We start from the raw sequence: 24,123 nt of genomic DNA, 5'->3' as shown, positions 1-24,123 counted from the left end.
GACCTCAGTCGAGTTGCAGCGATCGTTTGGCGAGGCCGAACCAGTAGCCGTCGATCACCGTGCGCGGTGCCGCCGAGGTGTCGTGGGCACCGAGCGCCACGAACAGCGGCGCGAAGTGCTCGGTGCGCGGGTGCGCCAGTGCGGCGGCCGGTGCCTTGCGCTGGAAGTCCAGGACGGCGTCGAACTCCCCCGCGGCGAGAGTCTCCGCGCCCCAGCGGTCGAACTCCGCCGACCACGACGGCGGCGGGCCGTCGACCCCGGTGCGCATCGCGCTCAGGTTGTGGGTGAAAAAGCCACTTCCGATGATCAGGACGCCCTCGTCGCGAAGGGGGGCGAGCACGCGACCGAGTTCGAACAGGACGGTGGGGTCGAGTGACGGCATCGACACCTGGAGCACCGGGATGTCGGCGGCGGGGAACAGCTCCACCAGCGGCACGTAGGCGCCGTGGTCAAGCCCCCGGGCCGGATCGCGGCGAACCGGGGTCGTGCCGGAGCGCAGCAGTGCCGAGACCCGGTCCGCCAGATCGGGCGCCCCGGGGGCCGGATAGGTGACGCGGTAGTAGCGCTCGGGAAAGCCCCAGAAGTCGTACACCAGTGGCACGGTCGTGGTCGCGCCGAGCGTGACGGGTGCCTCCTCCCAGTGCGCGGACACGACGAGGATCGCCCTGGGGCGTGGTAGGTCCGTTGCCCAGTCGGCGAGTTGCCGGGTCCAGGTCGCGTCGTCCGCCAGGGGCGGCGCCCCGTGGCTGAGATAGAGAACCGGCATCCGGTCGGCGGCCATCGTCGCTCCCTAATGTTGAATGTTCAACAACGAAGATACCGCCGACCGGCCTGGACGTCACCCACCCGCTCGCGCCTACGATGAGGCATGGTCGGGAACGTCCTGATCTATCTCGGCGTCGTGGCGGCCCCCACGCTGGTGTTCGCCGCCCTGCTCGCCCTGCCGCGCTGGACCGCGTCGCTGCGGCGGCTGCGCGCGCCCGCACCCACGCCCTCGCATCCCCCGGTCGAACGGCTGGTGGCGGACCTACGCCGGGTCCGCAAGGCGCTCACCGGCTTCGGGGAGGGCACACCCGTGGTCCGGCGCAGGGCCGCCACCGCCGCCTACGACGCCCTGCTCGTGCAGACCTGTGACTCCGTTGGCGTGGTGCAGCACCTCGACGAGTACGGCGAGGGCTTCGAACGCGACGTCGAGCGGCTGCGTGCCGAGCAGGCCCTGCGCGACGAGGGGCTGCTGCTCTGAGCGGCCGCTACCCGGACGCCCTCGCGGCCCGGTTCTCGTGCCTGCGCACGGCGAACCCGTGTGCCTCCACCAGCAGGTCGTGGACCCGTCGCAGCGTCGCCTCGCTCGGCTCCACCACGCACACCCAGTACTGCGAGGCGTAGAACGGGTGCGGCAGCAGCACGTCCCGTGCCGCGTAGTCGACGCCCGTGTCGAGCACGCCCCGGTCGTCGCGACGGGTGGGGGCGGGTCCGAGCAGCGAGACGTACGTGGCCTTGGTCAGGCCGATGTTGAGCCGGAACGCGCCCGGCGAGTCCAGCCGGGACACCGTGTCGGTGTCGTCGCCGGTGATGATCGTGGCGAACGGCATCGTGCGCGCGATGTCCGGCCGCCCGTCCGGTGCGTAATAGAAGAACGTGTCGCCCTCGTGCTCGACGGTCGTCGTCGCGTCGAACGTGTCGACGAGGTGGCGCACGACGGTGTTGAGGTTCATGGAGGTCCTCTCAGTTGCGATCAGCTACCTCAACGCTGTCATTGAACAACCCGGTGAGACTTCACCTCGACAATGCCCGTTCGTGCGCGAAAACCCTCAATCCGGCGTCAATGGCGACCAGACGCCGGCCGCTGTCCCGTCGCGCACGTGGCGCTCGTAGGCGAGAACCTTCCCGTGGATGATGTCGAGACACCCGGCCAGCTCGGCGATGCGCGAGCGCACGGCCACCTCATGCTCGCGCAGCAGTTCCAACCGCTCCCGCTCGTTGCCCTCGCCGGCCCGCACCAGCTCGGCGAACCTCCGGACGGTCGCCAGCGCCATGCCCGACTCCCGCAGCCGGTTGCACAGCAACAGCCACTCCACGTCTTCCCGCTCGTAGCGACGCCGCCCGCCCGCCGAGCGCCGGATGCCACGCAGGAGCAGCCCCTCCCGTTCGAAGAACCGCAACGCATGCACGCTCAGCCCGGTCTCGGCCGCCACCTCACCGATGGACAGGTCCGCCACACCACACCCCCACGAAGACGTGAGCTGACTTGAGCTAGAGCGCACTCTAGTTCGTAGCGTCGCCGGCATGACACGACACGATCCGACGCCCCGGCCCCTCGGCAGCGGCTTCACCGCGAGCAACACCGCCGACGACGTTCTGCGGGACGTGGACCTCACCGGAGCCAACGCCCTCGTCACCGGCGGCTACTCGGGACTGGGGCTGGAAACCACCCTCGCTCTCGTCCGGGCGGGCGCGCGGGTGTTCGTGCCCGCGCGCCGACCCGCCGTCGCCGCGCGCGCGTTGCGCGACGTCCCGGCGGCACGGGTGCTTCCGCTCGACCTCGCCGACCTCGGTACCGTGCCCACGTTCGCCGACGAGGTTCTGCGTTCGGTGCCCGTACTCGACATCGTGATCGCGGGAGCAGGCGTCATGGCCTGCCCCGAGACCAGGGTGGGCCCCGGGTGGGAAGCCCACTTCGCGATCAATCACCTCGGCCACTTCGCGCTGGTCAACCACCTCGCGTCGGGGCTGACCAGCCGCAGCCGGGTCGTGTCGGTGTCCTCGTCGGGGCACTTCCTCTCCGACCTGCGCTGGGACGACCCGCACTTCCGCGGTGACTACGACGGCTGGCTCGCGTACGCACAGTCCAAGACCGCCAACGCCCTGTTCGCCCTGCACCTCGACGCGCTGGGAGCAGAGACGGGGCCACGGGCCTACGCAGTGCATCCGGGAAGCATCCTCACCCCGCTCCAGCGCCACGTCCCGCGCGAGGAGTGGGCCGACCTGGGATGGGTGCGACCGGACGGCAGCCCCTCCGAGGGGTTCAAGTCGCCCGCGCAGGGTGCGGCCACAGCCGTCTGGGCGGCCACCTCACCCCTGCTCGCCGATCGCGGCGGTGCCTACTGCCAGGACTGCGACGTGGCCGAGTGGGCGACCACCGACGACATGCTGGTCGGCGGAGTGAAACCGTGGGCGAGGGACGTGGTGTCGGCCGCCCGGCTCTGGGAACTGTCCGCTGAGCTGACCGGCCTCGACGAGTTCTCGTCCGTCGAGTCCCGCGGTACCGCTACTCGTGGGCCAGGTCGCTGAAGCGGCTGTAGTGCAACTGGTGCGCGAGCGTGATCGTGCTCGTCGGCCCCGCGCGGTGCTTGGCCAGGATCAGGTCGGCCTCGCCCGCGCGCGGGTCGTCGCGCTCCCACGCGTCGGGGCGGTGGATCAGCAGCACCATGTCGGCGTCCTGCTCCAGCGACCCCGACTCCCGCAGGTCCGAAAGCATCGGGCGCTTGTCGGTGCGCTGCTCGGGACCACGGTTCAGCTGGCTGATCGCCACCACCGGAACCTCGATCTCCTTGGCCAGCAGCTTCAACTGCCGGGAGAACTCCGAGACCTCCTGCTGCCGCGACTCGACCCGCTTGCCCGAGGTCATCAGCTGCATGTAGTCGACCACGACCAGCTGCAGATCGTTGCGCTGCTTGAGCCGCCTTGCCTTCGCGCGGATCTCCATCATCGTGAGGTTCGGGGAGTCGTCGATGAACAGCGGCGCCTCGCTGATCTCGCTCATCCGCCGGGCCAGCCGCGTCCAGTCGTCGTCGGACATCCGCCCGCCGCGCATGTCCGCGAGGCGGATCTTCGCCTCGGCCGAGAGCATGCGCATCACGATCTCGGTGCGGCTCATCTCCAGGGAGAAGATCACGCTGCTCATCCCGTGGCGAATGGAGCAGGACCGGGAAAAATCCAAACCCAGCGTGGACTTCCCCACCCCGGGACGCGCCGCCACGATGATCATCTGTCCGGGGTGGAGGCCGTTGGTGACCTCGTCCAGGTCGGAGAATCCCGACGGGACTCCCTGCGCCGTGCCGCCGCGCGAGGCGATGGCGTCGATCTCGTCCATCGTCGGCTGGAGCAGTTCCTCCAGCGCGACGTAGTCCTCACTGGTGCGCCGCTCGGTGACCTCGTAGATGGCGGCCTGTGCCCGGTCGACGACCTCGTTGACGTCGCCACTGTCGCTGTTGTCGGCGCCGTAGCCGTACTGCACGATGCGGGTGCCGGCCTCGACGAGCCTGCGCAGGATCGCCTTCTCGGCCACGATCCTGGCGTAGTAGCCCGCGTTGGCCGCGGTGGGCACCGTGGCGATGAGTGTGTGCAGATAGGGCGCGCCACCGACCCTGGCGAGTTCGCCCCGGCGTTCGAGCTCGGCCGAGACCGTGATCGGGTCGGCGGGTTCGCCGCGTCCGTACAGATCGAGAATGCAGTCGTAGACGGCCTGGTGCGCCGGCCGGTAGAAGTCACCGGGCCGCAGCACCTCGACCACGTCGGCGATCGCGTCCTTGGACAGCAACATGCCGCCGAGCACGGACTGTTCCGCCGTCGTGTCCTGGGGCGGCTGTCGCTCGAACCCGCCGTGCTCGCCGGTGTACGCGGGGCTGCGGTCGTCGGTGATCGCCACCGGTGCAGGCACCTCCTCCAGGATCGACGGAAGTCGAACACCTGTTCGACAGTCTACGCGGGTGCGGGCCGGACGCCTCGGTCGGCGCGCCCGCGTGTCACACGTCCGTCCGCGCACGCTAGATCGCTCGGAAGGACCACCGCAATCCAGCCTGTGGATGCCGCTGTGGATAACTTGTTGATGACTGGCCCCAACTGCCCACAGGTGCGCTCGAACCTGTGGACAAACTGGGGAGAACTTGTGTCCGTTTCAGGAAAAAGCCAGGTCAAACCCTGTGGATAACCTGTGGAAAACTTTGTGGGCGCGTTGTCGGCGTGTCGTGGAAAACACGTTCGTCGGCGTGTCGCGGTGCCGGGCGGGAGCTCGCCCCGCACCGCGCCTGTGGACAACGTGACTCAGCGTTCCGTAACGACGCGATGGGCTGAACGGGTGGTGACAGGTCAGGTGACCGGCAGCCTGCCCTGTGCGGTCCGTAGCCGATCCACGAGCAGGTTCGGGGACGCGGGGTGGAACGCGATGACCGGTTCGCCGCTGCCCGGCACCTCCTCGGTGAGCCAGCGGCCCTCCGCGGTGTCGATGTAGTTCACCGGGTGCTCGGCGCGCTCCCGCCTGCCACCCCGACCTCGGGACGCCACGTAGAGACTGCCGCCGCCGAGCCGGGGAAGGCCGAGAATGCGGCGCATCTCCGCGACCTCGGTGCCCGCCGGGTCACGGCGGCCGTTGCTCATCACCGCGAAGTTCTCCCCGTCGAACTCGCGCCGTTTCGCGCCGCCCGCGAGCGCGCTCTTCGGCACGCGCAGGGCACGCCCTCGGCCGGGGCCGAGCCGGGGCAGCTGAGCCACGAAGTTGTCCAGCAGCTCGGCCGGGTGTACCGAACCGAGCGCGACCACTTGCGAGTCGGAGTTGCGCACGAGTACGAACGCCTCCCCGGCCCCCGCACCGGCCAGCACCGTGTAGTTCACGGGCTGGTTCTCGATACCCCCGTTGATCCACGCGTAGTACTCCACGGCGGGACGGGCGATGACGGCCACTGTGGCGAGCAGGCCCGGATGCACGGCGCCGTGGCCGTACAGCCCGAGCCGGGCCAGCTCACCGTCGGCCCGCTCCTCGGCCGCCCTCCTCGCACGCTCGTCCTCCCACACCGCCGTGCTCGACAGCACGGTGTGGGGTTCGGCGCCGTGGCGTCGGATGAGGGTGAGCAGCGTGGCCGTCGATACGCTCACCTGCTGTTCCAGCACGGTCTCAGTTCCTTCTGTCGTGGCTCACGGTGCTCACTCGCCGATGACCGGAGGCGTGGTCAACTCGTCGCTGCCGAACAGCGAGTCGCCGTCCTCATCGACGAGGAACTTGGTCTGGTGCTCCTCGTCCTCGGCGCCCTGGCCCCGGCCTCCGCCGCCGCCCATGGCCCCCATCGGCATCCCGCCGGTGCCCCGGGCTCCCATGCCCGCGGCGGCCGGACCGCCCATCGCGCGGCCCGCGCCTGCGCCGGAGGCCGAGCCGGGCGCCGCCGCTCCCGTGGCGGCACCCGCCGAGCCTGCTCCGCCCGGCGCGCCGGGGCCGAACCCGCCCACGGCACCGCCGCTGCCTCCCGTGCCGACGCTGCCACCACCGGGACCACCACCGGGACCACCGCCACTGCCCAGGCCGGGTGCGGTACCGACCGGCGTGTTGCCGCCGCCTGTGCCGAAGTCGGAGCCCACGGACGTCGGCGGGGTGAACCTCGACGCGCTCGTGCTGTCATCCCACTCGGCCGGGTCGTACTCGTAACCGGGACCACCCGGGTAGGAACCGCCGATCCCACCGCCGGAGCCGCTCCCGCCCGGGTAGCCGCCGCCGGGGTAGGGACCGCCGCCGATGCCGCCCGGGTCGTAGGACCCTCCGCCCGCTCCACCGGCTCCGCCACCCGCACCGCCGCCGGATCCCCCACCGCCGGGGACACCGCCACCCGGGTAGGGGCCGCCGCCGATGCCGCCGGAGTCGTAGGCGCCGCCTCCACCGGCGCCGCCACCCGCACCACCGCCGGACCCGCCACCGCCGGGGAAGGAACCGGGATACGGCCCGCCGACGATGTTGTCGGTGTCGACTCCGCCGCTGCCGTCCATCTCGACGTCACCGAACTCGCCGTCGACGGTGGTGTACTTGGGCATGGACTGCCCGTTGGCGCTGCTGAGCTGGTAGTAGGCGTTGTACGCCTCGACGTTGGCCTGCGCCTTGGCGTTGTACTCGCTGATCTCCCGGTCGGTGTCGGTCTGCCACGGCGTGATGTCGTTGAGGAAGTCGCTCTCCGGCGGCTTGGCCGGCACCGGCTGCACGCGGTTGATGGTCGTGTTGAACGCGTCCAGCTGGGAGCCCATGCTGTGACTGCTCTCGTGGAGCTTGCCCTCCGAGTCCTGCAACCACTGCTTGAGCGGATTGGCTCCCGCCTTGGCGGCCTGCGAGGCGTCCCCCTGCCAGGCGGCGTCCATCCGCTGGGCCAGCGAGTCCATCTGCGCGACGCGCTCGCCGAAGTGGTCCTTCAGCGTGTTCGCCGAGCTCTGCCCCTCGACCAGCGAGCCAGTCCCTGGCCCGGCGTGGAGTCGCTCGTAGATCTGGTGCGCGTCGAGTTCGCGCCCACCGGAACCGGCCGCGTAGTCGCCGGACTCCTCCTGCGTCGCCGCGCCGTACGCGGCGGCGCCACCGGCGACGGCCGCGCCGCCCGCGATGATCGGAACGAGGAACAACGGCATGTCGCTCAACCCCCCAGGGTGCTGATGGCGGCGTCGGCCACGTCCGCGGCCAGGCCGCACGACGCCTCGGCAGTGTCCGCCGAGGCGAGGTTGGTCAGGATGTACAGGACCTCGCTGTCGTTCACGCCGACCCACAGGTCGCACATGCCGGAGTCCCTGTTGTCGATCAGTCCGGTGTAGACGGCCGGGTAACCGGCGACCTCGGTCGGTTCGAAGTAGTCGTTTCGGTCCTCGAACCCGTAAATGTCGCTCAACCCGTTGGCGTTCTCCGTCACGAGCGCGAGGTCCGCCAGATCCAGGCTGTCCTCGGTGCGTTCCCAGCGGCAGGCGTCGCCCGCCGTCTCGGCGCTCTCCCTGACGCTTCCGGCCGCCAGTCCGAGTTCGCTCCGCTGCTCCTCCGTGAGTGCCGCGCAGGGATCGCCGGTCAGCGACGCGGAGTCCAGCGGGTTCGGCACCGACGGCGCCTCGCCACCGGCGTCGGGCGAGCCGGACGACGGGGACGGCGAAGGCGGCGGCAACGGTGGCGACGTGCGGCCCCCGTCGTCGCACGCCGTGAGCAGCGCCGCCACGACAGCGGCCGTCAGTGCCACCCCGGTGCGGGCGGTGCCGGTGCGCCGCGTCATACGTCGATCACTCCCGAGCCCAGCTTGCTGACGTCCTCCTGGGACTGTTCCTCGCGGGTCGAGATGCCGTCGCGGGCGTTCCGCAGCGCCTCGATGTACTGCTCGACATAGTCGAGCATCTTGGCGGTCGCCTGCATGAACGCCTTGCCCGAGGGGTTGGCGTACCGGGCGAAGTCGTCGCTCGCGAACTCGGCTCCCGGTGCCTGCACGTGGGCCATCACCTGGGCCCGGCCGTAGTCGTCGGTGAGGGACTGCCGCAGGTCCTCCCACTCCGCGATGACCTGGTCGATCTCCTCCCGGGAGAACGTGTATCCCCCGCCGCTGGGTCGCGGCGCCCCCGCCACCGCGGGCGCCGCCAGCGACACCATGCCCCCCATGGCCTTGCCGATGAATCCACCGTCGTCCACTGCCACGTTCGCCATCCCCTGTCCCCTTCAACGCCTCGTGGTGAGAAGCAGTGTGCTCAGGGCCGTTGAAGCGCGTCAAGCGCCGGATGAGCCCGATACGTCCGACGTCACAGGGGTGCGCGGGGTTCCCTTCGTGCATATCGAAACGGCAACGGCGGAACCCCCGAGAAGGGATCCCGCCGTTGCCGTTTCGCGGTGGTGCCGGTGTGCCTTACTGGGGCACGACCTCCAGCCGCACGTCCGCCGTCACGTCAGGGTGCAGGCGGGCACGGACCTGGTGCTTGCCCAGCGTCTTGATGTGCTGGCCGGTGTCGAGCACCCGCTTGTCGAGCTGCGGACCGCCCGCGGCCTTGATCGCCGCCACGATGTCGGTGGCCGTGATGGAACCGAACAGCTTCTTCGAGCCCTCGGCCGCCTTGCCCTTGACCTGGATGGCGCCGAGGCCCTCCAGCGTCGAGCGGATCTCCTTGGCGTGGTCGAGGTCACGGATGCGCCGCGACTCCTGGGCACGCCGGATGGTGCGGATGTTCTTCTCCGCGCCCTTCGTGGCCGCCATCGCGAACCCCCGCGGCAGCAGGTAGTTGCGGGCGTAGCCGTCCTTGACCTCGACGACGTCGCCGGGGCCGCCGAGGTGCGCCACGTCGGTGGTGAGGATGATCTTCGCCATGTCCGATCTCCCCCTCAGCGCGCCGTCGACGTGTAGGGCAGCAGCGCCATCTCACGCGAGTTCTTGACCGCGATGGCGATGTCACGCTGGTGCTGGCTGCAGTTGCCGGTGACCCGGCGGGCACGGATCTTGCCGCGGTCGGAGATGTACTTCCGCAGCATGGTGGTGTCCTTGTAGTCGATCAGCTCGGGGTGTCCCTGCTTCTCGGCCTTGCAGAACACGCAGACCTTCTTCTTCGGCTTGCGAATGGGTGGCTTCGCCACGATGTACTCCTGGGGAACGTCGGTGTGGTTGCTACGAAGGCGAGGCGACTAGAACGGCGGCTCGTCGGAGAATCCGCCGCCCCCGCCGCCCGCGGGAGGCGCCGAACCCCACGGGTCGTCGGCAGGCGCACCGCCGCCGCCGCCGAATCCACCCCCGCTGCCGCCGCCGCTGCCTCGACTGACCTTGTTGACCTTCGCCGTGGCGTAGCGCAGGGACGGGCCGATCTCATCGACCTCGAGTTCGACGACCGTGCGCTTCTCGCCTTCCTTGGTCTCGAAAGACCGCTGCTTGAGCCTGCCCTGCACGATGACCCTGGCACCCCTGGTGAGGGTCTCGGCGACGTTCTCGGCCGCCTGCCGCCAGATGTTGCAGCGCAGGAACAGCGCCTCGCCGTCCTTCCACTCGCCGGTCTGGCGGTCGAACATGCGGGGCGTGGACGCGACCGTGAAGTTCGCGACCGCCGCACCGGACGGCGTGAATCGCAGTTCGGGGTCGGCCGTCAGGTTGCCGACCACGGTGATGATGGTGTCTCCGGCCATCGGTTATCAGCCTCAGGCCTTCGCGCCGGACTTCGCGGCCTTCTTCGCGCCACGCGGCGGTCGCTTGCGCACGACCTTGGTGCGCAGGATCGTCTCCTGGAGCGAGAGCTGCCGGTCGAGTTCCTTCACGGCGTCGGAGTCGGAGAAGAGGTCCAGCACGGCGTAGATGCCTTCGGCGTGCTTGGCGATCTCGTAGGACAGCCTGCGGCGGCCCCACACGTCGACCTTCTCCACGTTGCCCCCGGAATTCCGGATGACCTGGAGGTAGTTCTCCAGGGTCGGGGCCACGGTGCGCTCGTCGAGCGACGGGTCGAGGATCACCATTACCTCGTAATGGCGTGACACAACCACTCACCTCCTGTGGGCTCGTGCGGTCACGGACGTTCCGTGACAGGAGGGTTGTCAGTCAGTCAGTGTAACCAGGGAGGCTACTTCGGCCGCTCGCGGGTCTGACCTGGTCAGGACGCGCGGCGCAGGGCCCACGTTCGCACCAGGCCCGCCGTCACGGCGGCCAGTGCCACCACGGCCAGCAGCATGGGCAGCCGCACGGTCTGGCTCTGCTCGTGCGCCGCGAGGGTCTCGGCGTCGCCCGCGTCGCGCACGTCGCCGGAGCCCGTGCTGTTGCCGTGCTCCCCGGTCTCCCCGGTCTCCCCGTCGAGGGTTCCGTAACGCGGGGTGAGGATGTCGCCCGGAACGCCGTTGGCCGGTGCGTAACGCAGGTCCTCCGGCACGGCGATGCCCGCTCCGGGAGCGTCGGCCGCGGGGATGCCGCTGTAGTCGTCCCGCGCCACCCTGGCGTCGCCGCTGCCCTGGAGCCCGCCCGCGGCGACCTCGCCGTCCCCGCCGTCCCCGGCCGCGCCGGAGTCCGAGTCGGAGTCGGAGCCGGAGTCCGCGGAGTTGGAGTCCCGATCACCCCGGCCGTCTCGGTCCTCGCTCGTTCCGGTGCCCTCGGCCGAGCCGGGGGCGGGCGAGTTCGTGCCGGGCTCGGTGGATCGCGCGTTCTCGACCGTGATCTCGCACGCGGCCGACACGGTCGCGGCGATCTGGTCGAGGGTGGTGCGCTGGGTGGAGGGCAGCGCACCCAGCCCGGCCGAGCCGTCGAGCGCGTCGGTGACGGCGGTGGCGATCGTGTCACCGTCGATGGTGCTGGTGCGTTTCTCGGGCACGGTGCCGATCTCGACCGGCTCGTCGGAGATCTTTCGCGCGAGGTGGTTCGGCCAGATGGTGAGGTGGTGGATGACGACGATGGTCTGGGCTTCCTTCGCGCCCTGCTTGACCAGACCCGCCAGCGCCTCGCCGTCGATCGACACGGTGTCGGCGGTCCTGCCCGCCACGACGCCCGCACAGGTGTCCGCCGTCACGACGGCGGCGGCGCCTGCCGCGCCCGCCGTCAGCACGGCCGTGCCGCCGATCACCGCCGTCGCCACCGTTGTGCCCAACGCCCGGCGAACCACCCGGTTGAGTGCGGCGGTGCTGATGCGCACGGGGTTGCCTCCCTCGTCGGCGACGTGTCGACAGGCATAACGACGGCGACCGTCGTGGGTGACGGTCGCCGTCGATCCGTTTCGCGGGGCGCGGTTCGTCAACGCAGCAGGGTGCGCCGGGCCCACGTGTGGGCCAGCGCCGCCGCCACGAGTACCAGTGCGATGACGGCCAGCAGCAGGGGAAGGCGTTCGAGTGCCTCGCGGTCGTGTGCCGGGCCGGCGTCGTGGCGCTCGGCGGTGAACGCGCTGCCGCGCCGGTCGTCGTCTGCGGCGGGGGGCGCCGAGGGCGTGCTCGTGCGCCGGAGGGCGGCACCGTCGAGGCTCACCCTGCCGGGCCCGCCGCCGTCACCGGCCGACGCGGGGCCGGGTGTGGCCGCCGAATCGTGAGCCGTGGGAGTCGGCGGTGCTGTCGGTGTGGTGGGGCTGTCGTGCTCGCCGGTGTCCGGTGCGGGGGGCGGCGCCGGAATCGGAGCGGAATCGCCGCCCGCGGAATCGTCGTCGATTTCACTCTCTGGTGTGTCACTCGATTCGGGTGTTGCGGGTTCTTTTCCGGGCAGCACCTTCTGCACCGGTTCCGCCAGGCCATTCACGGTGCCCTTGCCGACCTCGCAGACATCGCCCACCAGCCCGGTCACGGGGCCGTTCTCCCGGAGCAGTCCCGTGTCGCTCTCCCCCAGTTCGACCCGCAGCCCCAGCGCCGACGAGTCCAGGGCCAGCGGCTCGCCCTGCGTGCTGTGACCAGGGCAGTCGCCCGAGATGACAGGGTCGGTTTCCTGCGCGGCCGCGCTGCCGGGCAGGGCCAGCAGCGCGAGCAGCGCCACCGACGTCGTCGCAGCCACCGCCGACGCGCCTGCCGCCGGAGGTGTCGAACGGAATCTCCCGTTGTGCCGATACCCGGTTTCCATGAGCCGTGTGCCCTCGCTCTCCGGTGCGGTCCCCGTCCCGCTTTCTCCCGTTGTCATGTGATCGTTCTCAACCGTGTGGGACCGGCCCACGGTACTCGATTTGGCCGTCCCGGAATCGCTACCCTCGTCCCATGCTGATCGGTGCGCACGTTCGTGACGACGACCCCGCCTCGGCCGCCCGCGAGCGCGCGGCGGACATCGTCCAGTTCTTCCTCGCCGACCCCCAGGGCTGGAAGAAGCCCCAACCGCACCCGCAGGCGGCCGAACTGGCCGACGCGGGCATCGGGGTCTACATCCACGCGCCCTATGTGCTCAATGTGGCGTCGTTGAACAACCGCATCCGCATCCCGTCCCGCAAGACCGTGGCGCTGCACGCCACGGCGGCGGCGGAGACGGGCGCGCGAGGGCTCATCGTGCACGGTGGGCACGTCCGTCAGGGCGAGGATGTCGACGAGGGTCTGTCGAACTGGCGCAAGCTCTTCGAGCGGCAGGCCGAGCAGGGCGGGTTCGGCGTGCCGTTGCTGATCGAGAACACGGCGGGCGGCGAGGGGGCGATGGCGCGCGAGATCGACATGCTGGCGCGGTTGTGGGACCGGGTCGCGGACTTCGGCGCCGGGTTCTGTCTCGACACGTGCCACGCGCACGCAGCGGGGTGGGATCTGGCGGACGCGGTCGAGAAGGTCAGGGCCGTCACCGGCCGCATCGATCTGGTGCACCTCAACAACTCGCGCGACGAGCGCGGTTCCCAGCGCGATCGGCACGCCAACGTGACCGGCGGCGACGGCACGATCGATCCCGAGTTGCTCGTGTCGGTGGCACGGGAGGCCGGTGCCCCGGTGATCGTCGAGACCCCGCGGGAGGGTCAGGCCGCCGACATCGCCTTCCTGCGGGAACGGCTGTGAGAGTCCCGCTGAGAGTCGCGCCTGCCACCGCGTGCCCCTCGGCGTGGCAGGCGGAGCACGACGCGGTCGTCGGCGCCGTCGAGCACGCCGCCTGCCGGGTCGTCCACTCCGCCCGCGCGCACCGCGTCACGTGACGGGCGGTAGATCTCCCGCAGGATCAGCACGCAGAGCAGGACGACCACGAGGTCGCGCACCACGACCGTGCCGAGGAACCAGCCCTCGGGCAGTCCCTTGTCGTCGACGCCAAGGTAGTAGAACATCCGCGGTGCCCACACGAGCGCGTCCACGATCATCCAGCCGAGCAGCAGCCGCCACCGTGGCAGCGCCAGCACGGCCAGGGGGACCAGCCACAGCGAGTACTGCGGGCTCCACACCTTGTTGGTGAGCAGGAACGCCGCGACCACCAGGAAACACAGCTGGGCCACGCGCGGTCGCCGGGGTGCCGACAACGCCACCCACGCCACGCCCGCGCACAGCGCGAGGAACGCGGCGCCGCTGATCGTGTTGAGCAGTTCTGGGGCCTCGCCGGGGGCGAGCGGGCCGTCGAAGCCCTCCCACCCGGTGAAGTAGGAGACGACGTTGTAGAGCGAGTCGGGATCCATGTCCCGCTCGGTGTTGAGCCGGAAGAACTCCGACCAGCCGTCGCGCAGGAAGACCATGAAGGGCAGGTTCACGACACCCCAGGTGAGCGCGGCGGCGCCCGCCGCTCGCACCCACGCGCCGACCTTGCCCGCGCGCAGGCACAGCACCAGCAGCGGGCCGAGGAAGAAAAGCGGGTACAGCTTCGCCGCCGCCCCCACACCGAGCAGCACCCCGGCGAGCACGGGTCTCCGGCGTGCCCACGCGAGCAGACCCACGGCGGCGGCAGCCGTGGCCAGCGTGTCGAAGTTGGTGAAGGCGTGGACCACCACCAGCGGTGACACGGCCACTATCGCCGCGTCCCACACGCGGCGTCGCGCGGTTCTCGCCACCGCCCACACCGTGACCAACCAGGCCGCCGCGAGGAAGAACGCCGTGATGTTGAAGTACACCGCCACGGGCAACGCCGTGGGCAGCCACCCCGCCTCGGCCCCGGCGATCCAGCCGTGGGTGAGTTCCGCGTTGACCCACTGGAACAGCCCGCTCAGCACGGGGTATTCCATGTAGCGGACCTGCTCGTGTTCGGTGCCCTCGTTCTCCACCCAGCTCGTGGCGTAGGGGAAGGTGTCGTCCTCGTCGAGGCGCTCGGCCCCGTACAGCGGCACGATGTCCGAATAGCACATCGCGACGTACTGCCTGCCCGAACGCCAGTCCAGTTCCGCGTCGCCCTGGTCGGTGACGTACTGCTGGATGCAGGCGGCCTTGCCGAACCAGCCCGCGGTGAGAGCCAGCACAGCCAGCAGCAGGCACACGCGCAACGGAGTCCAGAACCAGTGCCTGCCCACGGCCGCGTGCCGGCCGAGCGGTCCTCCGACGGGGCGGGAGGCCGCCTCGGCCAGTGGCTCGGACCAGCTCGGGATCACCCGCTGCGACGCGTCCAGCGACGCCGTGTCGGGCGTCGGTTCCGGCCGCGAGGAAGGACTATCGCTGGACACCTCGCGAATGTTACGGGTCGCCGGTCAGCGCGCGCCGTCTGAGCCTGCGGTCAGAACTCCTCGGTACTTTCGGTGTCGCCGTCGCCCCGCCCGCTGTTCCACGGCGGCCAGCCGTCGTCGTCCTCGTCCTCACCGTCCGACGGATCCGGCGGCCCGCCCGGGTTGCCCGGGTCGTCCGACTCGCCCGGCGGGAAGGACGGCTCCGTGGGCAGCTCCGGTGTGCTGGTCTCTGGGGTGGTGGTCTCCGGTGTCGTCGTCGTGGACTCCGAGCTTTCGGAACTGGACGCGTCGTCCTGCGGCACCGTGGGCGGGGGCGCGGGCGGCTTGCCGATCAGCTCGACCTCGTCGAACTCCAGCATCGGCTTGCCCTCCAGGTAGGTGTCCATGAAGAGCTTCCAGATCTCGCCGGGCAGGCCGCTGCCGTAGATCGCTCCGCCTGCCGCGTTGTTGATGGGCCGGTTCTCACCACTGCCCACCCACACCGCGGCCGAGACCTGCGGTGTGTACCCCACCATCCAGGCCTCGGAGTTCTCGTTGACCCGCATGCCGCTACCGTCGTCGAACTGGTGGGTGCCGGTCTTGCCCGCGCACTCGCGTCCCCCCGCGCACAGCAGTTGCGACTGCTCCAGCACGGGTTCCAGCGACTCCGTGACGTTGCCCGCGATCTGCTTGTTGCGCTCCGGGTCCTCGGCGAACGCGGGCTCGCCCTCGGTGGCGACCTCGGAGGTCTCGTCGAAGACGACCTCGCCGTCCGAGGTCGTGAGCTTGGCGACGAAGTGCACGTCGTGCCGGATACCGCCGGAGGCGAAGGTGGCGTAGGCGTTGGCCATGTGCAGTGTGGACACCATCGTGTGCCCACCGCCGATGGAGATGTTGCCGTCCATGGTCGGCATCGTCTCCTTGGCGTCGACACCGCTGCCCTTCTCCGGGATTCCGGCGGCGCGTGCGGCCTCGGCCACCGCCTGCGGGCCCACCTCGTTCACCACGATGTCGAAGAACACGGTGTTGATCGACAGCTTCATGGCCTCCGCGACCGTGCACTGCGGACACTGCGTGTCCTCGGAGTTGCGCACCTCGCGGTCGCCGAACGTCCGGGGGGAGCTGCCGTCGTAGATCTCGCCGAGTCCCTTGCCCTGCTCCAGCAGGGCCACGAGGTCGAACGGTTTGTACGACGATCCGGGGTTGCGCTGCGCCGACGCCCAGTCGTACTGGTTGCCGTCGGCCTCGTAGGGCCCGCCGTAGTAGGCGAGCACGCCTCCCGTTTCGGGATCGACCGCCGTGAGCGCCTCCTTCAGCAGCTCCGGCTCGCCCTCCATCACGTTGTTGACCGCCTGCTCGGCGGCCGACTGCGCTTCCTGATCGATCGTGAGGTACACCCGGTAGCCGCCGGCACGCAGCTTCTCCTCGGGATAGCCCTTCTCGGCCAGTTCCGCGTTGACCTTCGCCTGGATGAACCGCTCGGTCCCGGTGATGGTGTCGGGTGTGGCCTCATCGTCGGGAATCAGCTCCGGCACCGTCGCCTGGTCGCGTTCGGCCTTGGGCAGCCAGTTGTTGGCCACCATCTGGTCCATCACGTAGTTCCAGCGTTCCTCGCGCACCTCGGGTTTGTTGACCCGGCTCGGCTGCTGGATCATCCCGGCGATCAGCGCCGACTCGGACGCGGTGAGATCCGTGGCGTCCTTGCCGTAGTAGGCCTGCGCGGCGGTCTGGATGCCGTACGCCCCACGACCGAAGTAGATCGTGTTCAGGTAGGCGGTGATGATCTCGTCCTTGGACTGCTCGTTGCTCATCTTGAAGGCCTTGACGATCTCGGTCCACTTCCGCGTGATCGAGTACTCGTCGTTCTCGGTGGCGACCTTCACGTACTGCTGGGTGATGGTGGAACCACCGCCGACCCCGCCGGTGGCCTGGTTGTACACCGCGCGCAGGATGCCGGTGACGTCGAAGCCGGGGTTGGTCTCGAAGGTGGCGTCCTCGGCCGCGTACACGGCGTGCTTGACGTCGTCGGGTATCTCGTGGGGCTTGAGCAGAATCCGGTTCCCGCCGTCGGGCGGGATGTCACGGCCCATCTCCGTCTCGCCGTCGGCGTAGAGGTAGGTCACGACCTTGGCCTGGTCCTGGGCCACGTCCTCGGGGTCGGGCACGTCCACGAGGAAGTAGGTGATGGCGAAGGCGATGGCCGGGAGGACGAAGAAGAGCCCGACGATGGCGTAGGCGCTGCGCCGGACGATCTTCCAGCGCCGCTTCTTGCGCTGTGCCGGGGTGAGTGCGGCCTTGCCCTTCTTGGGCCGGGGTTCGCCGTCGTCGAAGCCGTCACCGCCGTCGCCGCCGTGGCCGTTGTCGAGGCCGGGCTCATGGTGCCGGTTCTCGCCGTCGTCGTAGTCGTCGTAGCCGTCCTGGTCACGGCCGTCGGCCGTGCCGTTGTAGGCACGATGGGTGATCAGTTCCGGTTCGCGGTCGGCGCCGTCCCCCGGGTCGCCGGGGCGGCCCGCTGCCGCGGCACCACCCGCTGCCGCACCAGCCGCCGCGGCGCCTCCTGGCCGCTCCCCCGGCCTGCGGGGAGGCCCGGACGGGCGCGCTCCGTCGGGAGAGCCACCGGGCCTGCGCCCGCCCTGGGGTGGTGCGCCGCTCGCCGAGCGCGCCGGGCCCTGGGGAGTGCCGGGAGGCTGCTGGCTCCGGCGGGCACCGGGTGGCAGCGGTCGCTCACCTGGCGCTCCGGCGGGCCGCTGCCGCGCGGGCCGATCGCCGCCCGGAGTGCCGTGTCCGCCGCCGGGGCGCTGTGGCTGTGGCTGGCCGGGCTGGCCGGGTTGCTGACCCCGGCCCGGTGGGGGCTGTGGGGGCTGCGGGGGTTGTGGGTGCTGTGGAGGTCGCTGGCCGCCACGGGATGCGGGCGGAGGTGGGAGCGGCCTGCCACGCTCGGGCGCGCGCCCACCGGGCGGCTGCGCCGGAGGCGGACCCGGCCGGGGTGGCTGGCCCGGCTGGCCCTGCTGGGGCGGGCGCGGCGGGCGGCGTTCCTGAGAGCGCGGCGGGCGCGGCCGGTCGTCACCCGAAGGCCACGGGGGATTGGCGGACTGGCCGCCCTGACCCTGCTCGGGCCAGCGCCGGTCGCCTGGCTCCTCTTCGGGCCACTGGTGGCTTCCCTGGTCGTTCACTCAAGACCCTCCCAGATCGGCGCTCGCTGGCACGCCGTTCTGCGAACCGAACCTACGTGCGATACGGCGACGAGTGTGGCAACAAGTGTGCAGCCGGTGTCGTGTGTCACTGCCCGGCGGTCCTCCGGGACGGCGGGTGCGGGGCTCCGGTACCCAGGACGTACGAGCGGACGAGGTGGTTCCATCCGCATTGGCGGCACACTTCCACCACGTAGACGGTGAACTCACGGAAGAGGTTCGCCATGCGATCCAGTTCCTCCGGCGCCCTCGCCGAGCCCGCGGCGTGTTTGAGTTCGTCCCCGTACACCCAGCAGACGTCCGTGAGTACGTCCTTGCGGCAGACGGGGCACGCGGCCGGACTGGGTGTTCCGTGGAACTGCGCGGCCTTGAGCAGGTAGGGCGTGGCATCGCAGACGTCGAGCGTGCTGACGCGGCCTGAGTAGAACTCGGCCAGCACCGCACGCCGCTGAAGCGCGTAGTCGACGACCTGCCGCTGGTTTCGCACGCTCACAGGGTACGGGTTTTCGGCCGTTCGAGGACTCGGAGCCACCGTTGTGCCCCGGCCGGGACGCTCCGTGATCGCTCAGACACGCCGGATCGGCGGGTAACGATTTGATGAACAAGGCCCGGTGTGCAGGTGGGCGCGAGGTTAGCTCCGCCACTTCGATGTATCGAGTCGATATAATCGAGCTGTAGGTTGGGTAGTCGAACAGCGTCGTTCCACCGGTGGTCCGAGAGGACCAACGCCGGATGGTGTGGAGAACGTTCCCGTGAGGAGGTGCGCTGTGTTGGAGCTCGCGGTACTCGGGCTGCTGCACGAGGCGCCCATGCACGGTTACGTCCTGCGCAAGCGTTTGCACGAAACGCTCGGCATGGTGCGCACCTTCTCGTACGGTTCGCTCTACCCGACGCTGCGGAGGCTGCTGAGGGCGGGATTGATCGTCGAGGAGCCGGCCGAGGTGGCCGGCGGCTGGAACCGCCGCGCCAAGCGGGTCTACAAGCTGACGGCCGACGGCAAGGAGCGCTTCTCCGAACTGCTGGCGGACGCCGGTCCGCAGACCTGGGACGACGAGGGGTTCGGGGTGCACCTGACCTTCTTCTCCCGGACTCCGGCCGACGTGCGGATGCGAATCCTGGAGGGTCGGCGCCGCCGGGTCGAGGAACGTCGCGAAGGTCTGCGGGCGGCGCTGGCCAGAGCCGAGGAAAAGATCGACCGCTACACCCGTGAGCTGCACCAGCTGGGGCTGGAGGCGAGCGAGCGGGAAGTGCGCTGGCTCAACGAGCTGATCGCGCACGAACAGGCCGAGCAGCGGGGGCACCAGCAGAGCTGAGCCACACCGCCGCTTGACATCACCTACCAGCAGCACACACGAGTAAGGAGAAACCGGCATGGGCGAGAACCGCCGCGTGAGGGTGGCCATCGTGGGCGTCGGCAACTGCGCGGCGTCGCTTGTTCAGGGGGTCCACTACTACCGCGACACCGATCCGGCCTCGCGCGTGCCCGGGCTGATGCACGTGCAGTTCGGCGGCTACCACGTGCGGGACGTGGATTTTGTCGCGGCCTTCGACGTGGACGCGAAGAAGGTCGGGCAGGACCTGTCCGAGGCAATCCTCGCCAGCGAGAACAACACCATCAAGATCTGCGACGTCCCGCCGCTCGGCGTCGCCGTGCAGCGTGGGCACACGCTCGACGGGCTGGGTCGGTTCTACCAGGAGACGATCCACGAGTCGGACGAGCAGCCGGTGGACGTCGTCGAGGCACTGCGCGCGGCCGAGGTGGACGTGCTCGTGTCCTACCTGCCCGTCGGGTCCACGGAGGCGTCGAAGTTCTACGCGCAGGCCGCGATCGACGCCGGTGTGGCCTTCGTCAACGCGATCCCGGTGTTCATCGCCTCCGACCCGGAGTGGGCCGCGAAGTTCGAGCGGGCCGGTGTGCCGATCGTCGGCGACGACATCAAGTCGCAGGTCGGCGCCACGATCACCCACCGGGTGATGGCGAAGCTGTTCGAGGACCGTGGCGTGCAGCTCGACCGCACCATGCAGCTCAACGTGGGCGGCAACATGGACTTCAAGAACATGAAGGAGCTGGAGCGCCTGGAGTCGAAGAAGATCTCCAAGACGCAGGCCGTCACGTCGCAGATCGAGCGGGACATGGGCAAGGCCAACGTGCATGTCGGCCCGTCCGACTACGTGCAGTGGCTCGACGACCGCAAGTGGGCCTACGTGCGGCTGGAGGGGCGCGCGTTCGGTGACGTGCCGCTGAACATGGAGTACAAGCTGGAGGTCTGGGACTCCCCGAACTCGGCGGGCATCATCATCGACGCGGTGCGCGCCGCCAAGATCGCCAAGGACCGTGGCGTCGGTGGCCCGCTGCTGTCGGCGTCCTCGTACTTCATGAAGTCGCCGCCGGAACAGTACGACGACTCCACCGCCCGCGACGCGGTGGGCAAGTTCATCGACGGCGAAGTGGAGCGCTGACCCGGCCCGTACCCACCCGCCCACCCGTCGCGAAGGCCACCTTCACTGCACGAGACGCAGCGAGGGTGGCCTTCACTGCATGCGCCGCAGCGTCTCCGGCAGCCTGGTGATGTCGGTGACGACGGCGTGGGCGCGGGCGAGGACCCGGTCGTCGGGCGGGTAGTGGGGATTCGGCGTCGCGACCACGGTCATGCCCGCGGCCAGGGCGGAGGCGAGTCCGTTGGTGGAGTCCTCGACGGCCACGCAGGTCTGCGGCGCCACGCCGAGCAGGGTGGCCGCCTCCAGGTAGACGTCGGGGGCGGGTTTGCCCGCGCCCACCTGCTCGCTCGACACGGCGGTCCGGACGAGATCGTGGAGGTCGGCCGCGGTCAGGAAGGCGTCGATGAGCGCGGGCGGCGACGAGCTGGCGATCGCCGTGGGGTAGGCCGTGGCGACGGCGCGGGCGGTCTCGCGGGCGCCGGGCAGGATGGGCGGCCCGGCCTCGTAGCGGCGGGCCATCTCGCCGACCACGACGTCGGCGGCCTCGGCGGCGGTGAGCCGGGTGCCGAGTTCCTCGACGAGGTAGCGGGCCCACTCCGGTGTGCTCATCCCCTGGAGTGCCCGGGTGGCTTCCTCCCGCCACCGTCCGCCGTGCTCGGCGACGACGGAGCGCCGCACCTCGTCCCACAGCCGTTCGGAGTCGACGAGAACGCCGTCGAGGTCGAACACCACCGCCGTCACCGTCGGTACCGAGGCCATGGGCCAACACTACGCGACCCGGCATGGGGGCCACGATCGTGCGACCCGCGGTTTACGCCGTTCGTCTGAAGTTCACTGTCAGGCATACCGTGGCTTGCTTTGCGCACCTAACGTCCCCGGAGCTTGCCCTGATCGAGTGATGGAGGCCGTGTGTCCACTGAGCCGAGACGTCTGCTGCCCCTGCTGACTTCCCACCGCACTGGCCGTTCGGCCACCACGTGTGAGTACCGCTGCGGCAACGCGTGCGCACACCCCGCGCCGAACACATCGGACAACAGTTACTTCGGTGACATCGCGAAGAACGTGCTCTCGCGCCGGGGCGCGCTCAAGGCGACGGCGGTGATGTCCGCGACCGCCGCCGGGTTCGCCGCGCTGTCCGGCACCGCCGCCGCCGAGGGCGCCGTGCCGGCGGCACTCGCCGGTCGGCGCGGGAACGGCAAGCCGTCGCGCCCGGCCGAGGGCACCGACTTCGAGCCGGTGGAGCCGAACACGGCCGACGCGGTGCACATCCCGGACGGCTACGACCAGGAAATCGTCATCCGCTGGGGTGACGCCGTCCTGCCGGGCGCCCCGGACTTCGACTTCCACAACCAGACCGCGCAGGCGCAGTCCCGGCAGTTCGGCTACAACAACGACTTCGTCGGCCTGATCCCGCAGGACGGTTCGGGATGGCGGCATCTCATGGTGGTCAACCACGAGTACACCACCGAGCCGCACATGTTCCCCGCGGGCAGCTACGACGCCGACAACCCGACCGAGGAGCAGGTGCGCATCGCGTGGGCGGCGCACGGGCTGTCGGTGGTCCAGACACTGCGCGATCCCCGTGGCGGGCTGCGCGTGCTGCCGAGCCGCTACAACCGCCGCATCACCGCCGACACGGAGTTCGAGGTGCGGGGCCCGGTCGCGGGCTCGGACCTGCTGAAGACCTCGGCCGATCCGTCGGGGCGCAGCGTGCTGGGGACGCTGAACAACTGCGCGGGCAGCGTGACGCCCTGGGGCACGGTGCTGTCGGGTGAGGAGAACTTCAACCAGTACTTCGCGAACGCCGAGTCGGTCACCGACCCCGAAGAGGCGGAGCGGCTGCGGCGCTACGGCCTCACCGGCGGTGAGACCTCGCGCAAGTGGGAGCGCTTCGACCCGCGGTGGGACATCGCCCAGGAGCCGCACGAGCCGCACCGGTTCGGCTGGGTCGTCGAGATCGATCCGCACGACCCGCACGCGAAGCCGATCAAGCACACCGCGCTGGGACGGTTCAAGCACGAGGGCGCCGCCGTCACGATCTCCAAGGACCGCAGGGTCGTCGCCTACTCCGGTGACGACGAGCGGTTCGACTACCTCTACAAGTTCGTGTCGAACGGTCGCTACAAGCCCGGTCGCAGCGCGCACGCGCGCAGGCACAACTCGCGGCTGCTCGACGACGGCACCCTGTACGTCGCGAAGTTCACCGGCGACAGTCCCGCCAGTGAGATCGACGGCAGTGGCAGGCTGCCCTCGGACGGCGAGTTCGACGGCCGGGGCGAGTGGATCCCGCTGGCCAGCGGCACGACCTCGCACGTGCCGGGGATGACGGCCGAGGAGGTCTACGTCTTCACCCGGCTGGCCGCCGACCGGGTGGGCGCCACCAAGATGGACCGTCCCGAGGACGTCGAGCCCAACCCGGTCACCGGCAGGGTGTACGCCGCGCTGACCAACAACACCGATCGCGGCGCCGCGGGCAAGGCCGCCGCCGACGAGATCAACCCGCGCGACGGCAATCGCAACGGGCACGTCCTGGAGTGGGAGGAGGACCGGGGCGACGCCGTGTCGACCACCTTCGCGTGGCGGCTGCTGCTGGTGTGCGGCGATCCCGCCGCCGCCGACACGTACTTCGGCGGGTTCGACAAGAGCCAGGTCAGTCCCATCTCGTGTCCCGACAACCTGGCATTCGACAGCCACGGCAACCTCTGGGTGTCCACGGACGGCAACGCGCTGGGCTCGAACGACGGGCTGTTCGCGGTGCCGGTCCAGGGACGCGAGCGCGGCCACGTGAAGCAGTTCCTGACCGTGCCGATCGGGGCTGAGACGTGCGGTCCGGTCGTCACCGACGACGTCGTGCTCGTCGCCGTGCAGCACCCGGGTGAGGGCGGGACGCCCGAGAACCCGCAGTCGCACTGGCCGGACGGCGGCAACTCGCCGGCGCGGCCGTCGATCGTGGCCGTCTGGAAGCGGGGCCGCTTCGGACGTCCGGGCCACATCGGGCGCTGACGGTCCCGACCGCGCGAGGGGTCGGCCGGTCCCGCGTCTACCGTGGACTTATGGCTGACCGACCCCTCGCTCTCGTCACCGGGGCCACGCGCGGCATCGGCGCGGCCGTGGCCGAGGCGCTCGCCCCCACCCATCGGCTGCTGCTCGGCGGCCGGGACGTCGACGCGCTGCACGAGCGGGCGCGGGCCCTGCCGCACGCGCGGCCGTGGGCGGTGGACCTCACCGACCCGGACGCGCTGCGGGAGGCGTGTTCCGCGCTCGGCTCCCTCGATGTGCTCGTCCACTCGGCGGGCCTTGCCCGGCTCGGCTCGGTCGCCGAGTCGCAGGCGGCGGTGTGGCGCGCGAATCTGGAGGTCAACCTCGTGGCCGTGGCGGAGCTGACGCGGTTGACACTGCCGCTGTTGCGGGCCGCGCGGGGGCACGTGGTGTTTCTCAACTCCGGTCAGGGACTGGCCGCCCGTGCGGGGTGGGGCCCGTACGCGGCGAGCAAGTTCGCGGTCCGCGCCTACGCCGACGCGCTGCGGGCCGAGGAGGAAAGCGGCGGACTTCGCGTCACCAGCGTGTACCCGGGCCGTACCGACACGGAGATGCAGCAGGCCGTGGTGAGCCACGAGGGCGGGGAGTACGCGCCCGAGAAGTACCTGCGTCCCGAGTCGGTGGCCGCGGCCGTGGCCACCGCCGTCAACGCGGGCCCGGACGCGCACCTGACCGAACTGACGATCCGCCCCCGGCCGGTGCGGTAGGTCCACCGGCTCGACCAGGCAGAAAAGGC

25 protein-coding genes are annotated in these 24,123 nt (G+C 70.4%); 7 read left to right on the top strand and 18 right to left on the bottom strand.

Features of this window, described 5'->3' with window-relative positions:
• Positions 1-4: 4 nt before the first annotated feature.
• The gene (locus tag FFT09_RS07995) at positions 5-781 is read right to left on the bottom strand and encodes a dioxygenase family protein (RefSeq protein WP_138382292.1); all 777 of its coding nucleotides are present in this window, start codon (positions 779-781) and stop codon (positions 5-7) included.
• 87 nt (positions 782-868) lie between these two features.
• Here FFT09_RS07995 and FFT09_RS07990 point away from each other — a divergent pair, with 87 nt between their 5' ends.
• Positions 869-1,243: a hypothetical protein gene (locus FFT09_RS07990; RefSeq protein WP_081192685.1), complete on the top strand. Its 375-nt coding sequence runs from the start codon at positions 869-871 to the stop codon at positions 1,241-1,243.
• A gap of 7 nt (positions 1,244-1,250) precedes the next feature.
• Here FFT09_RS07990 and FFT09_RS07985 read toward each other — a convergent pair whose 3' ends face one another.
• Together FFT09_RS07985 and FFT09_RS07980 are read right to left on the bottom strand one after the other, a co-directional pair.
• A complete protein-coding gene (locus FFT09_RS07985) occupies positions 1,251-1,715 on the bottom strand; it encodes a DUF6194 family protein (RefSeq protein ID WP_081192683.1) in 465 nt (154 codons plus the stop codon).
• 96 nt (positions 1,716-1,811) lie between these two features.
• Positions 1,812-2,219 carry a MerR family transcriptional regulator gene (locus FFT09_RS07980; protein ID WP_024877039.1) on the bottom strand — a complete coding sequence of 136 codons (408 nt, stop codon included), beginning with the start codon at positions 2,217-2,219 and terminating at the stop codon, positions 1,812-1,814.
• 67 nt (positions 2,220-2,286) lie between these two features.
• Here FFT09_RS07980 and FFT09_RS07975 point away from each other — a divergent pair, with 67 nt between their 5' ends.
• Entirely contained in the window at positions 2,287-3,291 is a 1,005-nt protein-coding gene (locus FFT09_RS07975; protein WP_081192679.1) for an oxidoreductase, read from the top strand.
• Here FFT09_RS07975 and dnaB read toward each other — a convergent pair.
• The 11 genes from dnaB to FFT09_RS07920 form a co-directional block, all read right to left on the bottom strand.
• The gene (dnaB, locus tag FFT09_RS07970) at positions 3,269-4,648 is read right to left on the bottom strand and encodes a replicative DNA helicase (RefSeq protein WP_024877041.1); all 1,380 of its coding nucleotides are present in this window, start codon (positions 4,646-4,648) and stop codon (positions 3,269-3,271) included. The two genes, FFT09_RS07975 and dnaB, sit on opposite strands and share 23 nt — an antisense overlap.
• 440 nt (positions 4,649-5,088) lie before the next feature.
• Positions 5,089-5,886 carry an ESX secretion-associated protein EspG gene (locus tag FFT09_RS07965; RefSeq protein ID WP_024877042.1) on the bottom strand — a complete coding sequence of 266 codons (798 nt, stop codon included), beginning with the start codon at positions 5,884-5,886 and terminating at the stop codon, positions 5,089-5,091.
• A gap of 33 nt (positions 5,887-5,919) precedes the next feature.
• A complete protein-coding gene (locus FFT09_RS23415; protein ID WP_138382607.1) occupies positions 5,920-7,374 on the bottom strand; it encodes a PPE domain-containing protein in 1,455 nt (484 codons plus the stop codon).
• Between the two features lie 5 nt (positions 7,375-7,379).
• Positions 7,380-7,997, bottom strand: a complete 618-nt coding sequence (locus FFT09_RS07955; RefSeq protein WP_138382291.1) for a DUF3558 domain-containing protein — start codon at positions 7,995-7,997, stop codon at positions 7,380-7,382.
• Positions 7,994-8,419, bottom strand: coding sequence for a hypothetical protein (locus tag FFT09_RS07950; protein ID WP_081192675.1), 426 nt, complete (start codon positions 8,417-8,419; stop codon positions 7,994-7,996). Before FFT09_RS07950 ends, FFT09_RS07955 begins: the two co-directional genes overlap by 4 nt.
• Positions 8,420-8,615: 196 nt before the next feature.
• Complete coding sequence (rplI, locus tag FFT09_RS07945) at positions 8,616-9,071, bottom strand: 50S ribosomal protein L9 (RefSeq protein WP_024877046.1); 456 nt, start codon at positions 9,069-9,071, stop codon at positions 8,616-8,618.
• A 14-nt stretch (positions 9,072-9,085) separates the two neighbouring features.
• Complete coding sequence (gene rpsR, locus FFT09_RS07940) at positions 9,086-9,334, bottom strand: 30S ribosomal protein S18 (protein WP_024877047.1); 249 nt, start codon at positions 9,332-9,334, stop codon at positions 9,086-9,088.
• Positions 9,335-9,382: 48 nt separating this feature from the next.
• Complete coding sequence (locus FFT09_RS07935; protein ID WP_024877048.1) at positions 9,383-9,874, bottom strand: single-stranded DNA-binding protein; 492 nt, start codon at positions 9,872-9,874, stop codon at positions 9,383-9,385.
• A gap of 12 nt (positions 9,875-9,886) precedes the next feature.
• Positions 9,887-10,219: a 30S ribosomal protein S6 gene (gene rpsF / locus FFT09_RS07930; protein ID WP_024877049.1), complete on the bottom strand. Its 333-nt coding sequence runs from the start codon at positions 10,217-10,219 to the stop codon at positions 9,887-9,889.
• Positions 10,220-10,332: 113 nt separating this feature from the next.
• The gene (locus tag FFT09_RS07925) at positions 10,333-11,358 is read right to left on the bottom strand and encodes a hypothetical protein (protein WP_138382290.1); all 1,026 of its coding nucleotides are present in this window, start codon (positions 11,356-11,358) and stop codon (positions 10,333-10,335) included.
• A 98-nt stretch (positions 11,359-11,456) separates the two neighbouring features.
• Positions 11,457-12,197, bottom strand: a complete 741-nt coding sequence (locus FFT09_RS07920; RefSeq protein WP_138382289.1) for a hypothetical protein — start codon at positions 12,195-12,197, stop codon at positions 11,457-11,459.
• A gap of 197 nt (positions 12,198-12,394) precedes the next feature.
• Here FFT09_RS07920 and FFT09_RS07915 point away from each other — a divergent pair, with 197 nt between their 5' ends.
• A complete protein-coding gene (locus FFT09_RS07915) occupies positions 12,395-13,165 on the top strand; it encodes a deoxyribonuclease IV (RefSeq protein ID WP_024877052.1) in 771 nt (256 codons plus the stop codon).
• On the opposite strand, the gene FFT09_RS07910 is transcribed toward FFT09_RS07915, so the two are convergent.
• The 3 genes from FFT09_RS07910 to FFT09_RS07900 form a co-directional block, all read right to left on the bottom strand.
• Positions 13,126-14,739 carry a glycosyltransferase family 87 protein gene (locus tag FFT09_RS07910; RefSeq protein WP_081192669.1) on the bottom strand — a complete coding sequence of 538 codons (1,614 nt, stop codon included), beginning with the start codon at positions 14,737-14,739 and terminating at the stop codon, positions 13,126-13,128. The genes FFT09_RS07915 and FFT09_RS07910 overlap by 40 nt on opposite strands.
• A 50-nt stretch (positions 14,740-14,789) precedes the next feature.
• Entirely contained in the window at positions 14,790-17,435 is a 2,646-nt protein-coding gene (locus FFT09_RS07905; protein WP_482822430.1) for a transglycosylase domain-containing protein, read from the bottom strand.
• Positions 17,436-17,997: 562 nt separating this feature from the next.
• On the bottom strand, positions 17,998-18,396 hold the full coding sequence (locus FFT09_RS07900; protein WP_024877055.1) for a DUF5318 domain-containing protein: 399 nt from the start codon (positions 18,394-18,396) through the stop codon (positions 17,998-18,000).
• Positions 18,397-18,676: 280 nt separating this feature from the next.
• Here FFT09_RS07900 and FFT09_RS07895 point away from each other — a divergent pair, with 280 nt between their 5' ends.
• Both FFT09_RS07895 and FFT09_RS07890 read left to right on the top strand, forming a co-directional pair.
• Positions 18,677-19,222 carry a PadR family transcriptional regulator gene (locus tag FFT09_RS07895; protein ID WP_024877056.1) on the top strand — a complete coding sequence of 182 codons (546 nt, stop codon included), beginning with the start codon at positions 18,677-18,679 and terminating at the stop codon, positions 19,220-19,222.
• A 58-nt stretch (positions 19,223-19,280) separates the two neighbouring features.
• Positions 19,281-20,369, top strand: a complete 1,089-nt coding sequence (locus FFT09_RS07890) for an inositol-3-phosphate synthase (protein WP_138382287.1) — start codon at positions 19,281-19,283, stop codon at positions 20,367-20,369.
• Between the two features lie 72 nt (positions 20,370-20,441).
• On the opposite strand, the gene FFT09_RS07885 is transcribed toward FFT09_RS07890, so the two are convergent.
• Positions 20,442-21,089, bottom strand: a complete 648-nt coding sequence (locus FFT09_RS07885) for an HAD family hydrolase (protein WP_138382606.1) — start codon at positions 21,087-21,089, stop codon at positions 20,442-20,444.
• A gap of 168 nt (positions 21,090-21,257) precedes the next feature.
• Here FFT09_RS07885 and FFT09_RS07880 point away from each other — a divergent pair, with 168 nt between their 5' ends.
• Positions 21,258-23,351, top strand: a complete 2,094-nt coding sequence (locus FFT09_RS07880; RefSeq protein WP_138382286.1) for a PhoX family protein — start codon at positions 21,258-21,260, stop codon at positions 23,349-23,351.
• A gap of 50 nt (positions 23,352-23,401) precedes the next feature.
• Complete coding sequence (locus tag FFT09_RS07875) at positions 23,402-24,094, top strand: SDR family oxidoreductase (RefSeq protein WP_138382285.1); 693 nt, start codon at positions 23,402-23,404, stop codon at positions 24,092-24,094.
• Positions 24,095-24,123 lie beyond the last annotated feature (29 nt).

Origin of the sequence: Saccharomonospora piscinae (genome assembly GCF_005862235.1) — a bacterium.
Lineage (GTDB): Bacteria > Actinomycetota > Actinomycetes > Mycobacteriales > Pseudonocardiaceae > Saccharomonospora > Saccharomonospora piscinae.
The sequence above is the reverse complement of the archived record's forward strand: the minus strand, read 5'-3'. Positions and strand labels throughout refer to the sequence as shown.

What these genes read in the sequence shown, in the direction of transcription:
- FFT09_RS07995 (WP_138382292.1), bottom strand. Translation starts at nt 781, where the DNA reads ATGGCCGCCGACCGGATGCCGGTTCTCTATCTCAGCCACGGGGCGCCG.
- FFT09_RS07990 (WP_081192685.1), top strand. Translation starts at nt 869, where the DNA reads ATGGTCGGGAACGTCCTGATCTATCTCGGCGTCGTGGCGGCCCCCACG.
- FFT09_RS07985 (WP_081192683.1), bottom strand. Translation starts at nt 1,715, where the DNA reads ATGAACCTCAACACCGTCGTGCGCCACCTCGTCGACACGTTCGACGCG.
- FFT09_RS07975 (WP_081192679.1), top strand. Translation starts at nt 2,287, where the DNA reads ATGACACGACACGATCCGACGCCCCGGCCCCTCGGCAGCGGCTTCACC.
- FFT09_RS23415 (WP_138382607.1), bottom strand. Translation starts at nt 7,374, where the DNA reads ATGCCGTTGTTCCTCGTTCCGATCATCGCGGGCGGCGCGGCCGTCGCC.
- FFT09_RS07955 (WP_138382291.1), bottom strand. Translation starts at nt 7,997, where the DNA reads ATGACGCGGCGCACCGGCACCGCCCGCACCGGGGTGGCACTGACGGCC.
- FFT09_RS07950 (WP_081192675.1), bottom strand. Translation starts at nt 8,419, where the DNA reads ATGGCGAACGTGGCAGTGGACGACGGTGGATTCATCGGCAAGGCCATG.
- rplI (WP_024877046.1), bottom strand. Translation starts at nt 9,071, where the DNA reads ATGGCGAAGATCATCCTCACCACCGACGTGGCGCACCTCGGCGGCCCC.
- FFT09_RS07935 (WP_024877048.1), bottom strand. Translation starts at nt 9,874, where the DNA reads ATGGCCGGAGACACCATCATCACCGTGGTCGGCAACCTGACGGCCGAC.
- FFT09_RS07915 (WP_024877052.1), top strand. Translation starts at nt 12,395, where the DNA reads ATGCTGATCGGTGCGCACGTTCGTGACGACGACCCCGCCTCGGCCGCC.
- FFT09_RS07890 (WP_138382287.1), top strand. Translation starts at nt 19,281, where the DNA reads ATGGGCGAGAACCGCCGCGTGAGGGTGGCCATCGTGGGCGTCGGCAAC.
- FFT09_RS07875 (WP_138382285.1), top strand. Translation starts at nt 23,402, where the DNA reads ATGGCTGACCGACCCCTCGCTCTCGTCACCGGGGCCACGCGCGGCATC.